Here is a 13264-nt window from a genome sequence, read left to right as displayed (position 1 = left end):
TGGCGCGTGGCCGAACGGCTCGCGGCCCTCGACCTCACCGGGACTCTGCGGTCCCGGCGCTTCGGTTCGGTTCTCGGCTTCGGTTCGGTTCTCGGCTTCGGTTCGGTTCTCGGCTTCGGCTCGTTTCTCCGACTTCGGTCTAGTGATGGTGTTCGGACGACGACACGTCGAGGTCGCGCGGCGTGAGCAGCCATACCGCCAGCGTCCCCGCCAGCATCAGCACCGCCCCCGCCGCGCTGGCCACGAGGAGCGACTCGGTGAACGCCGCCTGCGCCTGCGCGGCGAGGAGGTCGCCCGCCGTGCCCAGCTCCCCGGCCACGTCCAGCGCCCCGCCCAGCGACTCCCGTGCGACGTCCGCGCCCGGACCCGCGTACTCCACCTCCCCCCGGTAGACGGCAGCCGCGACGCTGCCCAGGACAGCCACGCCGAGTGCCCCGCCCACTTCGTAACTGGTCTCCTCGATGGCCGCCGCGCTGCCCGACTTCGCGGGCGGCGAGCCCGACATGATCGTGGCCGAGGCGATCGCCAGCGACCCGTTCCCGAGGCCGATCAACGCCAGCGCGACCGCGACCGGCCAGTAGCCAAGCGGGCTAGGGGCCGCGTACAGCAGGAGGAACGCCAGCCCGGTCACGGCCAGCCCGCCCGTCAGCACCGTACGGGCGCCGACGCGCGCCGCCAGCGCCGGGGCCAGCGGTGAGACGACGATGGCGGCCAGCGCGGCGGGCAGCAGCCGTACGCCGGTCTCCAGCGGCCCGTACCCCTGCACGAGCTGCATCCACTGCGCGAGCAGCAGCAATATCGCGGCCATCGCGATCGACGTGGTCAGCGCGGTCACCACCCCGGCCGAGAAGGGGGTGCTGCGGAACAGCCTGACCTCCAGGAGCGGGTCAGGTCGGCGCAGGCACCGCATCACGAACCAGGTCAGCGCCACCGCCGCCACCACGGCCGACAGCAGGGCGCCGGGGTGGGTGAGGCCGTACTTGCCGAACGACTTGACCGCGTAGACCAGCGCCACCATGCCGGCCATCGACAGCAGCGTGGCCGGCGCGTCCCAGCGTCCGGGCGCGGGGTTGCGGGACTCCGGCAGCAGGAACAGCCCGGCGGCGATCGCGATCACCATGACGGGCACGTTCACCAGGAAGGCCGCGTGCCAGCTGAAGTGCTCCAGCAGCAACCCGGCCACGATCGGCCCCAGGGCGGCCCCGACCGCGGCCATCGCCGACCAGACCCCGAGCGCCTTGGCGCGTTCGCCGGGGTCGGTGAACAGGTTCCGGATCATCGACAGCGTGGACGGCATGATCATCGCGCCGCCGACGCCGAGCAGCGCCCGCACGGCGATCACCTCGAGCGGGCTGCCGGTCGCCAGGATCGCCAGCGAGGCCGCCCCGAAGACCGCGAACCCGGTCATCAGCATGCGCTTGCGACCCCACCGGTCACCCAGGGCGCTCACCGAGACCAGCAGCCCGGACAGCGCCAGCGCGTACGCGTCCACCATCCACAGCAGCTCGATCGAGTCGGGCCGCAGGTCTTCGGAGATGGCGGGCAGGGCCACGTTGAGGATGGTCATGTCCATGACCACGAGCAGCACACTGGCCGACAGGACCGCCAGGGACGCCCAGCGCCGCTTCGACGAGACGGGCGACGTGGTGATCGTCATGCGTCGTCCCTCCTGGGGGCGGTGCCGTTCAGGAACGTGGCGAGGACCAGCCGGGGGGCCTCGCGGCGGGCCACGTCGCCCCTGCGCAGGCTTTCGCGTACGGCCACGAGCAGGCCGTACACCGTGCAGCTCACCCAGCGGGCGGACAGGTCGGCGCGGAGCACGCCCACGCGCTGGGCGGTGGCGTAGAACGCGATCTCACGCTCCTCCAGCTCGTCGGAACGGCGCTTCAGCTCCGGGTGGACCACCATGGCGTAGTCGGTCAGGCCGAAGCCGTACTCGTCGGCCACCTCGGTCAGGCGGTCGAGCAGGGTGTGCAGCGCCCTGCCGACCACCTCGGGGTCGTCGGAGGCGGTCGCCTCGGCCAGGCCGCTGCTCACCTGTGCCTGCTCCCACTGCTCGTGGGCGCGGTGGCCGAGGGCGAGCATGAGCTCGTCACGGCTGGTGAAGTGCCGGTGGAGGGTGGCCCTGCTGATGCCCACGGCCTCGGCGAGCTGGGCCATGGAGGCGGACGGGTTCTCGTTGAGATGGTGGATCGCGGCCTTCATGAGCTGGTCGCGGGTCACTGCCATGTGAACACCTGCGTATCGTTTGAGACAATCTTGTCTCAGATGCTACAGCATTGACTCGCATGATTGCTTCCACCCCGGGTCCGTACCGCCTCCGGTCACTCGGGCGGGCCCTGGCGCGTCCCACCGCGCGGAAGACCGGCACGGGCTTTCGTCTCGTCGGCGTGGCGAGGGGTGTCCCGGCCCACTAAGGTGCGGAGCTGTGGTGGTCGGTGACGCGCGGACGCGCATCCTGGACGCGGCAGAGCGGTTGTTCGCGGGCGGTGGCTACGAGGCCACCCCGACCGCGGTCATCGCCAAGCGGGCGAAGGTGCCCAACGGGCTGATCTCCGACTACTTCCCGCGCAAGATCGACGTACTGGTGGCCCTGGTCGACGAGCGCACGCTGGTCGAGGAGGGGCACGAGGTCGACGCGGTGCCCGGCGACCTGGTCGGCACGCTGTCGCGGCTGGCCCGCGGCCTGCCGCTGCGCGCCTCACCGGCGATGCGGCGCATCCTGTTCAGCGAGGCCGACACGCACACGTCCGTCAGGGAACGGCTCGGCCGGCTCAACGGCGAGCTGATCAGGCGTGCCCGGTTCGCGCTGGAGCTGTCCCTGCCGGGCGCGCGCGGCGACGCGGCCAGGCTGGAGGTGGCGGCGGCCACGTTCGCCGCCGTGCTGCTCTACCAGGAGAGCCTCTGCCAGCTAACCGGCCGCCAGATCGACCCCGACGCCGTCTCGGAACTCATCGCCCACGCGCTCGTCTAGCAACTCGTCGAGCGCGGTACGCAGGTGGTCGAGCAGGCCCCACACGTCGTCCATCCGCTCGGGGCAGGCGACGATGCCGAAGTCGAGCATCCCGTCGTAGGAGAAGCAGGTGATGTTGAGCCCGCCGCTCATGTCGGTCAGCACGGACAGCGGATAGTACGACAGGACGCGCCCGCCGCACAGATACAGGGGGACCTGCGGCCCCGGGACGTTGCTGATGATGAGGTTGATCGGCGGGAACGCCAGCCCGGCCAGCCGGAAGATCGCCGGTGTCGCCAGGCTCGTCAGCGGGGCGGGCAGCACCGAGCACAGCTCGTTCAGCCAGGTCGCCGGGGCCAGCGCGAAACGCCGCTTGGCCGCGTCCATCACGGCGCCGACGGCCCGCAGGCGCTCCCACGGGTCGGGGACGTTCGTGGGCATGGGGGCGACCATGGCCGAGAGCTGGTTGCCGACCAGATCCTTGGTCCTCGACCGGCGAACCGCCACCGGCACGCCCACGACCAGCGGCTCCTCGGGCAGGGCGGCGCGCTCGTGCAACCAGGAGCGAAGGGCCGACGTGCACAGGGCCATGACGATGTCGTTGACGCTCATGTTGTGGGCCTTGGCGACCTTCTTGACGTCCTTGAGCGACAGAGAGCCGAAGGAGAGGTGCCTGCGGGCGCTGATAGGGCCGTTGAACGGGGTGCGGGGGACGGTGAGGCTCGGCAGCTCGGGACGCTGGTGCCGGTCGCGGGTGACCACCCGGGCGGCCTTGGCGATCAGCTTCGCGCCGGGGAGCCCGGCGGCCAGGGGGATGACGTCCAGATCACCCGCGGCCTTGACCACGGACTGGGCGGCGCGCAGTGGGTGGGTCGCGGTACGGATGACGGCACTGGCCAGCATGTCGACCAGCCCGGCCTCGCCGGGCCCCGCACCCGGGCCGGTCGCCACCACGCCCCCAGGAGCCGCCTGCCCCGGCACGTCCTCGGCCGATGCCGATCCCGACGCCGATGCCGGTGCGGATCGCGGCGGGGTGGCCCTGGACGGGGTGGCGCAGGCCGCGGACACGTCGTGCTGCCGGGCGTCCAGGGCGCTGGCCGGCCGGCCCTTGCGCGTCAGGTGCCCGTTGGGGGTCAGGTCGAGCAGGGTGGCGAGGGTCTCGGCGCCCGAGATGCCGTCGATGGCCGCATGGTGCACCTTCGTGTAGACGGCCAGCCGCCCGTCCATGAGCCCGTCGATCAGGTGCATCTCCCACAGCGGATGCGCGCGGTCCAGCCTGCGGGCGTGCAGCTCCGCGACGGCCCTGGCGAGCTGCCAGTCGTCCCCCGGCTGCGGCAGCGTCAGCTCGAACAGGTGGTTGTCGATGTCGAAGTCGGGATCGGGGATCCAGTAGGGGTGGTCGAGCCCGAGCGGCACCTCCGCCAGCCGCAGGCCGAGCGCGGGGGAGAGGTGGAGGCGGTCGAGCAGGAGCGCCGCCAGCGCGTCGCGGTTGACCGACCCGTCGGCCGAGTCGACCAGCGCCACCCCGGCCACGTGCGCGGCCGTGGTCGCAGTCTCGACATTGAGGAACTGCGCGTCGAGTGCGGTGAGCTGGCGCATCGGCTCTCCTCTTTCCCTAGGTAGTCAGCATTACATGAGGGGATTTCCGGGAGGTTTCCGCGCGAGTCTTACAGATGGCTTCAGGTGCATCGTCCGTACATATGGAGAAGGTCCAGCTCAGCCTGGGTCAGTGACAATTTCCTATCCGTTGACGACTTCCTATCCGTTGACGACGTGAATCGGATGTTGCACCACGGCGTCGAAGTTGTAGCCGTACGGGTCGCGCGGCCGGGTGAGTGGCTGCGTGGCGCCGGTCTCGTCGGTGGCCCGGGCCATGAGCAGCCGCGTGCCCGTGTGCTGCGGAGCCCATTCGATGTGCCACGGCAGCCAGGCCCTGACCAGGCGCTGGCCGTGGTGCTCGGCCCGGCGCCAGGTCAGCCCGCCGTCGAAGCTGACCTCCACCCGGACGATTCTGCCTCGCCCCGACCAGGACCGCCCGCGCAGGATGTGGGTGCCCGGGATCGGCAGGCGCGCATTCCACTCGAGCTCGAACGCGCTCTTCACCGGCAGCGTCGTCATGTCCGGGTAGAAGACCGTGTTCCACGGCGTGTAGAGCCGCGTCGTGGAAACCTCCAGGTCGCCCAGCCATTTGATGGACGCTATGCCCACCCACCCCGGCACCACCAGTCGCGCGGGAAATCCATGGTCGGGCGGCAGCGGGACGCCGTTCATCTCGTAGGCGACGAGCACGTCGTCCATGGCCTTGCGGATCGGCACCGGCCGGCGTACGTGCCCGTGGTCCTCGAAGGGCGCGTCGAGCCCGGTCGCCAGCACGTCGACCGCGTCCGGGAGCACGCCGGCCTGCTTGAGCAGGTATTTCAGCGGCACCCCGCGCCACCGCGCCACTCCGATCGCCCCGAGGCCCCACTGCGTGCCGGGAGCACCGTCGTGCTGCTGGGTCCGGTAGAACCGCCGCCCGTTGCCGGCGCACTCGATCGCGACGTCGTACGTGCGCGACGGCATGGCCCGCAGGTCTTCGTACCGGAACTCGCTCGGACATCGCACTCCCGCCCCATGGATCCGCAGCCGCCAGGTGGCGGCGTCGATGAGGGGGGTGAAGGTGTGGTTGCGCACGAAGAACCGGTCGTTGGGGGTGTGGTACCCCAACCCCGCCATGGCCTCCCACCGCATCTCGGCACTGTTGCCGTGGACGCGGAACAGGTGGTCGGGCAGCGGCTTGACGATCGCCGCCGTGACTTGCTCCATACGCATCACCTCGTAGCACCTATTTCCTACCTGGAAACCATTTAATCTCCTGGCCCTGTCTCATGGGACCCCTTTCATTGCCAAAAATCTGTGCGATCGGCACGGGAACGATCCAACTGAGGCCCCTCAAAGCCCTTACCCGCCCCCATACCCCGCCCAACCGCCGCGCTTCTCCCAGGTTTGACAGGCGCGGGCGTCGACTTCACCGGCCCAGGAAGGCCAGGAGGCGGTCGAGGGGCCAGGTGTTGATCACGTCGTCGGTCGTCAGCCAGGCCCGCTGGGCGATGCCCACCCCGAAGCGCTGGTTCGCCAGGTGCGGGATCGCGTGCGAGTCGCTGTCGATCGAGAACTTCACCCCGTGGTGCCTGGCCAGCCGCACCAGGTCGGCGGGCAGGTCGGAGCGGTCGGGGAAGGAGTCGATCTCCATCGCGGTGCCCGTGCGGGCGGCCGCGGCGAAGACGGCGTCCCAGTCGGCGTCCACGGGCTCACGCTTGCCGATCTTGCGGGTGGTGGGGTGGCCGATGATGTCGACGTACGGGTTTTCGCAGGCCGCGATGAACCGGCGGGTCATCTCGTCGCGGGACATGCCGAAGTGCGAGTGCACCGACGCCACGCACACGTCGAACTCCCGCAGGATGTCCTCCGGCCAGTCGACCGACCCGTCGGGCGCGATGTTGAGCTCGGTGCCGTGCAGCAGCCGCATGTCCGGATATCTCGCCTGCAGCTCGGCCACCCGGCCCCGCTGCGCCAGCGCCTTGTCCAGCGTCATGCGCTGCATCGCCAGGTCGGGGGCGTGGTCGGTGACCGCGTAGTAGGCGTAGCCGCGGGCGTGCCCGGCCGCCACCATGTCGTCGAGTGAGGCGATGCCGTCGGTCAGGTCGGTGTGGGTGTGCAGGTCGCCCTTGAGGTCGCCCAGCTCGACGAGGACCGGCAGCTCACCCTTCAGCGCCGCCTTCACCTCCCCGCCGTCCTCCCGCATCGGCGGCGGCACGTACTGCATGCCGAGCGCGTGGTAGATGTCCTCCTCGGACTCGGCGGCGATCACCCGGTCGCCCTCGAACAGCCCGTATTCGGACAGCTTCCAGCCCTTCTTCACCGCCATCTCCCTGATGGCGACGTTGTGCTCCTTGGAGCCGGTGAAGTATTGCATGGCCGCGCCCCACGACCCGGCAGGGACCACGCGCAGGTCGACCTGGATGCCGGACGTGGTGCGGATCGAGGTCTTCTTGTCACCCGCCGCGATCACCTCGGCGACGTAGGGCTGGGCGCGGAAGTCGGCCATGATGGCCTCGGGCGCGACGGCGAGGATGTCGATGTCGCCGATCGTGTCCTTCATCCGGCGCAGCGAGCCCGCGTAGGCCAGGCGCTCGGCCTTCAGCGACCCCATCACCTGCTCGGCCAGGGACATCGCGGTGCCGATGTGCACCCGGCGGCCCGCCTGATCGAGCTGCTCGATGCCCTTGAGCAGGTTTGCCAGTGTCTTCGGGCCGAGGCCCTTGACACCGTCGAGGCGACCGGACGTGATCGCCTCGCTCAGCGCCGCCGTGGAGTCGATGCCGAAGTCGTCGAACAGCATGATCGCCGTCTTCGGCCCCAGCGTGGGCACCCTGGTCAGCCGGCGCACGCCCTCGGGCACACGGCCCCGCAGGTCGTCGAGCTGCCGGAAGCTGCCGCGCTGGAGGAACTCCTCCATCTTCTTGGCGATCGCCTCGCCCACCCCGGGGACGGAGCGCACGTCGACGACCGAGATGTCCTCGGGGAACCCGGCGATCGCCTTGGCCGCCTTCTGATAACTTCGCACCCGGAAGGCGTCGCCGCCGGTGAGCGCGAACAGCTCCGCGTATTCCTGCAGCGCGGCCGCAGCCTCCTCATTTGCCCGCATGTCCCATACCTTAGGGTCCGGCGCCGACAATCCCGCCCGGCGACCTGGGACGAGCCACGGGTCACCTGGTCAGAAGCGCACCTCGCGCGCCCGGTACGGCTCCTCCAGGAACGCCGACTCCTCCGCCGACAGCGACACCGACACGGCCGCCACCGCGTCGTCCACGTGCCGCTCCTTGGTGGCGCCCACGATCGGCGCGGTGACGCCCGGCCGGTGCAGCAGCCAGGCCAGCGCGATCTGCGCGGCAGGCAGGTCCCGCTGCCGGGCCACCTGCGCCACCCGGTCGACGACCAGCTTGTCGTTCTCGGGGTCGTACAGGTAGTCGATGCGCTCGTCGGACCCCGTCCTGACGGTGGTGGCGGCGGAGCCGGCCCTGGCCAGCACGCCGCGGGCCAGCGGGCTCCACGGGATCACGCCCACGCCCTGGTCGGCGCAGAGCGGCAACATCTCGCGCTCCTCCTCGCGGTAGAGGAGGTTGTAGTGGTTCTGCATCGAGACGAACTTCGTCCACCCGTGGGTCTCGGCCACGTGCTGCGCCTTGGCGAACTGCCAGGCCCACATGCTCGACGCCCCCAGATAGCGGGCCTTGCCCGCCCGGACCACGTCGTGCAGCGCCTCCATGGTCTCCTCGATGGGCGTCTCGTCGTCCCAGCGGTGGATCTGGTAGAGGTCCACGTAGTCGGTGCCGAGCCGCTTGAGCGAGGCGTCGACGGAGTCGAGGATGTGCTTGCGCGACAGCCCGCGGTCGTTGACCCCCTTGCCCATCGGGAAATAGACCTTGGTGGCCAGCACGTAGTCCTCCCGCCGGGGGAAGACACCGCGCAGCACGTTGCCGGTCACGACCTCGCTCTCGCCCCTGCTGTAGACGTTCGCGGTGTCGAAGAACGTCACCCCGGCGTCCGCGGCCCTGCGGACGAGGGGCTCGGCCGCGTCCTGCGGCAGCGCCCACTTCTGCCGGTCGGGGTCGCCGTAGCTCATCATGCCGAGGCACACCCGCGACACCTTCAAACCCGAGTCACCAAGTCGTGTGTAGTCCATACCGCTCACCATAGGGCCCTTGTGCCATGGTTGACCGGGCGGGCGGACGGGGAGTCATTCCTGTCCAAAAGCGGCAACGCGCTTTACAGGGGCGAGGCCGTCGGGTCGATTGGAGGAACGTTGCAAACCGGGGCTCTCCAGCGGCTTGGCGAACCGTACGGCCCCGGAGTCGGCGCACATCGGGGGTGGGGTGGACGACACAGGCTGGAGACGCGCGTCTCGGGCGCGGGAGTGGTTCGGGGAGCTGTCATCCCCGTACTGGGTGGGCGGGCTCGGCCTGGGAGCGGGGATCATCGCGCTGACGCTGCCGGTCATGGGCGCTCTGGCCGCGCCGGGGGCGGTGGCGGCGGAGAGCTTGGCGGCGGGGACGGCGACGCTGCTCGTCCTGCTGGGGCTGCACCTGAAGTTCATGACCGAGACCCCGGCGCGGTGCGCGGGCTCGTGGTGGCTGGTGGCGGTGCAGGCGTGGCTGACGTACCTGCCGCTGACGGTGTTCGGGGCGGCGTGGACACCGGTGTGCGGGTTGCTGACGGGCGCGCTGCTGGAGGTGTCCCGCCGGATCCGCTCGACCGTGCTGGCGGTGCTGGCCCTGGCGTGCGGGCCGGTGGTGCTGCTGGCGCCCGATCCGTCCGTGATCCATCCGCTCTGGGTGGTCGCCGCGCCGCTGGTGGGCCTGGCCGAGTACGCGGTCGTGTCGCTGGCCAGGCGGGCGCGGCACCTGGGCGAGGCGCGTACCGAGGTCATGCGGAGGGCGGTGGCGCTGGAGCGCCGCCGCTTCACCCGCGACCTGCACGACCTGGTCGGCCACCGGCTCACGGTGCTGGTGCTGAAGATGCAGCTCCTGGACCGGCTGGTGGCCGAGCCGGACGACGCGGCGCGGGAGAAGGCCAGGGCCGAGGTGGGCGAGACGCTGGAGCTGCTGCGCGTCCTGTCCGCCGACGTCCGGGCCGTGGCGCACGGGCTGCGCAACTCGTCGCTGGCGGGGGAACTGGGCTCGGCGCGGGCGCTGCTGGAGTCGGCGCGGGTGCGCTGCCAGATCAGGGTGTCCTGCCACGACCTGCCCGGCGAGGTGGAGGAGGCGCTCACGCACGCCCTGCGCGAGGGGGTGACGAACGTGCTCAGGCACGCCGACGCCCGGGAGTGCTCGGTTCATCTTTTGGAACGTGACCGGATGGTGCGCCTGACGATCACGAACGACGGCGCGCGCCCGCCCCGCCGACCCGGCGAGGGAGGTCAGGGCCTGCTGAACCTGGCCGAGCGGGTCGCGATACTCGGCGGCTGGCTGGAGGCCGCCGACTCCAGGAGCGGGCAGTTCTCCTTCACGGTGTACGTCCCACGAAAGAAATAGCCTTGACCCGATTTATCGTGAAGAATTCACAAATGGCAATTCAATAGGCATGCATGGGCAATGCGGTATGTGACTAGTCGAAAGGCGGCCCCGGCGGGAGGCTCTAAGCACACCGCCCCGGAGGTCCCCGCCAGATGGACAAGCACGAGCTGTACTGCCTTGTTGACCCGTGTTTCTACGACACGCTCGAACACAGCACGGCCGAGGACGCCGACTTTCCCCTTCTGCGCAGGCCCCTTCCGCCCGGCTGGTCCACCGCCCTGACCGACACCTGGTGTTACTTCGCCCCCGACACCATCGACCCGCCCCTTCCTCCGCAAGGCTGGAAAATCCACGTGTCCGCCCGCGTGGAGGACGCCGAGAAGGCCATCGAGGCCGTACGGGACTACTGTCTCCCGCGCGGCATCGCGTTCAAGTTCCTGCGCGGCCTGCCCGTGCTCGTCATGGTCAACTCCAAGGCCGCCTCCCGGGCCTCCAGCGGCAAGCTCGTCACCGTCTACCCCAGGGACGAGGCGCAGCTCGAACTCGTGCTCAAGGAGCTGGACGGGCTTCTGTGCGACGTGCGCGGGCCGTACATCCTCAGCGACCTGCGCTACGGCACCGGCCCGCTGTTCGTCAGGTACGGCGGGTTCGCCGAGCGCCACTGCCTGTCGCCCTCCGGCGAGCGGGTGCTCGCCGTCGAGGACGGGGACGGCCGGCTCGTGCCCGACGTACGCGGCGCCACGTTCTCGGTGCCGCCCTGGACGACGCTGCCCGCGTTCCTGGAGCCTCAGCTCGCCGCGCGCAACGCCGTGACCACGGCCGGGCTGCCGTACGAGATCGAGAGCGTCCTGCACTTCTCCAACGGCGGCGGCGTCTACCTGGGCCGCGACACACGTTCGGGGGAGCGGGTGGTGCTCAAGGAGGCCAGGCCGCACGCGGGGCTCGACGCCGCGGGACGCGACGCCGTCGCCAGGATCGAGCACGAGCGCGACATCCTCGAACGCCTGGCCGGGCTGCCCGCCGCCCCCGCGCCGCGCGGCTACTTCACGCTCGGCGAGCACCACTTCCTCGTGCAGGAGTTCGTGGACGGCACCCCGCTCCAGCGGCGGCTCGTGCACCGCTACCCGCTGACGCGCGCCACCTGCACCGAGCACGACCTCGCCGACTACACCGCCTGGGCCGTCGCGACCCTGGACGCCGTGGACAGGGCCGTCGCCTCGCTGCACGGGCGCGGCGTCGTCTTCGGCGACCTGCACCTCGACAACATCCTGCTGACCGAGGACGGCCGGGTCGCGCTGATCGACTACGAGGTCGCCACGCTCGCCGGGGACCGGGGCCGCGCCGCCCTCGCCCACCCGGCCTTCGTCGCGCCCGCCGACCGGCAGGGGCCGGACGTGGACCGGTACGCGCTGGCGTGCCTGCGCCTCGGCATGTTCGCGCCCCAGTGCACGATCATGCTGCCGCTGCACCGCGCCAAGGTCGCGCACCTGGGGGAGATCGTCAAGGAGACGTTCCCGGTGCCCGCGGGACTGATCGACGAGGCGGTCGCGACCATCCTGGGCGACGCGGAGGGAGCGGCCCTCCCGGGGGCAGCGGCCTTCCCGGGCGACGCGCGGGAAACCGGCTCCGCGGGGAAGAGCGCCCGCCCGGGCGGTGGGCGCGGCACGGCGTCGCCGCCGGCCGGGATGGCGGGGACGCCCGTTCCCGGCGCCGCCGGATGGCCCGAGCTGCGCGACGCCATGGCCACAGCCATCGTGGCCAGCGCCACGCCGGGCCGCGACGACCGGCTGTTCCCCGGCGACGTGGCCCAGTTCCGGCCCGGCGGCGGGCTCAACCTCGCCCACGGCGCGGCCGGCGTGCTGTTCGCCCTGGCCGGCGCCGGGCTGGGGCCCTACCCCGAGTACGAGCGCTGGTTACGCGAGCGCGCCCGCCGCCCGGTCCAGGGCTCCGGCCTCGGCCTGTACGACGGGCTGCACGGCATCGCGTACGTGCTGGACCTGCTCGGCCACCACGACGACGCCCGCGACCTGGTCGACGTCTGCCTGCGCGAGAAGTGGGACGGCCTGGAGTCGGCGCTCGTCTCCGGCCTGTCCGGCATCGGGCTGAACCTCCTCCACTTCGGGCACACCGGCCTCGCCCTGCGCGCGGCGGACATCTGCGCCGGGCGGCTCGGCGCCCCCGTACCGGAGATCAGCGGCGGAGCCGGGCCGCGCGCCGGGCTCATGCACGGCTCGTCCGGACCCGCGCTGCTGTTCCTGCACGCCTACGAGCACACCGCGGACCCCGCCCTGCTCGACCTGGCGGCCACCGCGCTCCGGCAGGACCTGCGGCGCTGCCGCCACGCGGAGGACGGCTCGCTCCAGGTGAACCAGGGCTGGCGGCTGCTGCCGTACCTGGACGAGGGGTCCGCGGGCATCGCGCTCGTGCTGGAGCGCTACCTGCGGCACCGGCAGGACGAGGCGTTCGCCACGGCGCTGGCCGAGCTGCGGCTGGCCGGGCGCGCGGGCTTCTTCGTGCAGGCGGGCCTGTTCACCGGCCGCGCCGGGATCATCGCCGGGGTGGCCGCCGGGGACACGGGGCCCGTACCCGAACTGGTGGAGGGGCTGCGGTGGCACGCGCTGCCGTACGCCGGGGGCCTGGCCTTCCCCGGTGACCAGCTCCTGCGCCTGTCCATGGATTTCGCGACCGGAACGGCCGGCGTGCTCCTCGCCCTTGGTGCGGTCTTGGGCGAGCGGGCCTGCCATCTGCCGTTCCTGGAGGCCGCGCCCGAGCGGCCTGACCCTACGACACCGCGGAAGGAGGTGTAAGACATGGTACTTCTCGACCTTCAGGGTCTGGAGGCTCCCGCGGCCAGCGACGTGGCCAGCGGCGGCAGCACGCTCACCGTGCTGTCCTGCCACTCCGGCAAGCCCAGCAACCTCAGTGTCGCTCTCTGCCACTGATTCGCGATATCCGGGTCCCCGCGCCGTATGTCTCGGCGCGGGGACTCTACATCAACGACCCAGGGGAGGCACGGCGTGCGGGCAGGAGACCGGCTGGTGCTCGGCGCGGTACGGCGCGGCGGACCCTGGCCCGCCGTGCTGGCCGCCACCGCCGTCGCGGGCGCGGCCGGTGAGCTGGCGGTCCCGTACCTGATCGGCCGGACCGTCGATGCCTTCGTCACGCCCCAGCCGGGCGGCGCCCCCTGGCTCGCGCTCTGCGTGGGCGCGGTGGCCGTCGTCATGCTCTGCGAGAGCCTCGGCGTGTGGGCCCGCGG

10 protein-coding genes and 1 pseudogene are annotated in these 13264 nt (G+C 71.4%); 5 read left to right on the top strand and 6 right to left on the bottom strand.

Features of this window, described 5'->3' with window-relative positions; genetic code table 11:
- Window positions 1-139 precede the first annotated feature (139 nt).
- Complete coding sequence (locus tag ABD844_RS09195; RefSeq protein ID WP_344874973.1) at window positions 140-1657, bottom strand: MFS transporter; 1518 nt, start codon at window positions 1655-1657, stop codon at window positions 140-142.
- On the bottom strand, window positions 1654-2229 hold the full coding sequence (locus ABD844_RS09190; protein ID WP_344874971.1) for a TetR/AcrR family transcriptional regulator: 576 nt from the start codon (window positions 2227-2229) through the stop codon (window positions 1654-1656). Before ABD844_RS09190 ends, ABD844_RS09195 begins: the two co-directional genes overlap by 4 nt.
- Window positions 2230-2428: 199 nt before the next feature.
- Between ABD844_RS09190 and ABD844_RS09185 the strand changes: the two genes are divergently transcribed.
- Window positions 2429-2974 (top strand): TetR/AcrR family transcriptional regulator, encoded by a 546-nt coding sequence (locus tag ABD844_RS09185; RefSeq protein ID WP_344874969.1) that lies wholly within the window; start codon window positions 2429-2431, stop codon window positions 2972-2974.
- Here ABD844_RS09185 and ABD844_RS09180 read toward each other — a convergent pair.
- From ABD844_RS09180 to ABD844_RS09165, 4 genes are all read right to left on the bottom strand, one after another.
- Complete coding sequence (locus ABD844_RS09180; RefSeq protein WP_344874967.1) at window positions 2912-4552, bottom strand: wax ester/triacylglycerol synthase domain-containing protein; 1641 nt, start codon at window positions 4550-4552, stop codon at window positions 2912-2914. The two genes, ABD844_RS09185 and ABD844_RS09180, sit on opposite strands and share 63 nt — an antisense overlap.
- Window positions 4553-4711: 159 nt before the next feature.
- On the bottom strand, window positions 4712-5758 hold the full coding sequence (locus ABD844_RS09175; protein ID WP_344874965.1) for a sulfite oxidase: 1047 nt from the start codon (window positions 5756-5758) through the stop codon (window positions 4712-4714).
- A 202-nt stretch (window positions 5759-5960) separates the two neighbouring features.
- Complete coding sequence (polX, locus tag ABD844_RS09170) at window positions 5961-7640, bottom strand: DNA polymerase/3'-5' exonuclease PolX (RefSeq protein ID WP_344874963.1); 1680 nt, start codon at window positions 7638-7640, stop codon at window positions 5961-5963.
- 69 nt (window positions 7641-7709) lie between these two features.
- Window positions 7710-8678, bottom strand: a complete 969-nt coding sequence (locus tag ABD844_RS09165) for an aldo/keto reductase (RefSeq protein WP_344874961.1) — start codon at window positions 8676-8678, stop codon at window positions 7710-7712.
- 190 nt (window positions 8679-8868) lie between these two features.
- Here ABD844_RS09165 and ABD844_RS09160 point away from each other — a divergent pair, with 190 nt between their 5' ends.
- The 4 genes and pseudogenes from ABD844_RS09160 to ABD844_RS09145 all read left to right on the top strand — a co-directional run.
- Window positions 8869-10026 (top strand): sensor histidine kinase, encoded by a 1158-nt coding sequence (locus ABD844_RS09160; RefSeq protein ID WP_344874959.1) that lies wholly within the window; start codon window positions 8869-8871, stop codon window positions 10024-10026.
- A 134-nt stretch (window positions 10027-10160) separates the two neighbouring features.
- Window positions 10161-12815, top strand: coding sequence for a class III lanthionine synthetase LanKC (gene lanKC, locus ABD844_RS09155; protein ID WP_344874957.1), 2655 nt, complete (start codon window positions 10161-10163; stop codon window positions 12813-12815).
- Between the two features lie 3 nt (window positions 12816-12818).
- Entirely contained in the window at window positions 12819-12950 is a 132-nt protein-coding gene (locus ABD844_RS09150; RefSeq protein WP_103955008.1) for a SapB/AmfS family lanthipeptide, read from the top strand.
- 75 nt (window positions 12951-13025) lie between these two features.
- Window positions 13026-13264 (top strand): annotated as a pseudogene (locus ABD844_RS09145) (ABC transporter ATP-binding protein); the annotation flags it as partial.

Source organism: Nonomuraea antimicrobica (assembly GCF_039536965.1).
Classification (GTDB): domain Bacteria; phylum Actinomycetota; class Actinomycetes; order Streptosporangiales; family Streptosporangiaceae; genus Nonomuraea; species Nonomuraea antimicrobica.
The sequence above is the reverse complement of the archived record's forward strand: the minus strand, read 5'-3'. Positions and strand labels throughout refer to the sequence as shown.